General features: G+C 61.6%; 1 protein-coding gene. It reads right to left on the reverse strand.

The features are described 5' to 3' along the window. Positions 1–310 precede the first annotated feature (310 nt). A complete protein-coding gene (locus tag ACLQ24_RS29970; protein ID WP_425895093.1) occupies positions 311–526 on the reverse strand; it encodes a DUF397 domain-containing protein in 216 nt (71 codons plus the stop codon). Positions 527–683: the final 157 nt, after the last annotated feature.

Below are 683 nucleotides of genomic sequence, written 5' to 3' on the forward strand. Positions count from 1 at the left end.
TCACAATCATGATCGTCCCGCACGGCCATCTTCATGATCCGCGCGGGTCACTCAGCTATCGCGCACCAAGTCGTAAGTTTCTGGCTCGGAGTCCACGGCTGAGATGCGCTTCCTGGATGCCCTCGTCAGACCATGGAGTATCACTCGTTTTCCTGTCGAGGTGTCAGTCGGCGACTCCGATGAGCATCGATGAAGATGTGTGTCGGTGACCCCCGGTGCGGGGCGCAGAGCGTTGGTGAGGAGCAGACAGTTTTGACCGGGTCCAAAGCCGATCGCAGGCGTATCCCGGTGGCACACGTGTCGCTTCGGCTCACGCACGTGGGGGCAGCCGCCCATCGCCGGTACGAGCACGGAGACCGTTGCTGAAGGCTGCCCACACCGTGGCGGTGAACTCCAGCATCGGTCCAGTGCTGTCCTTGGAGTCGCGCACTCCGACAGTGCTGTCGTCGGCCTGGGCGATCTCGACGCAGTTGCCTTGATCACTGCGACTGGCCTTACGCCAGTTCGCGAATACTCGTGCGGTCATGTTAGGACTCCTGTAGGCGAGAGGCGTTGAGCGGCGGCGCGCAGTAGGCCGATGCTCTGGTCAGGGGCCAACGCGGCAGCCTTATTGACCCGTAAGGCAAATAGTTGATGGTCAGGAGGCGGCGTAGCGGACTTCGGGCTTGCGGAACAAGGATTTC

The organism is Micromonospora sp. DT4 (assembly GCF_049841675.1).
Classification (GTDB): domain Bacteria; phylum Actinomycetota; class Actinomycetes; order Mycobacteriales; family Micromonosporaceae; genus Micromonospora.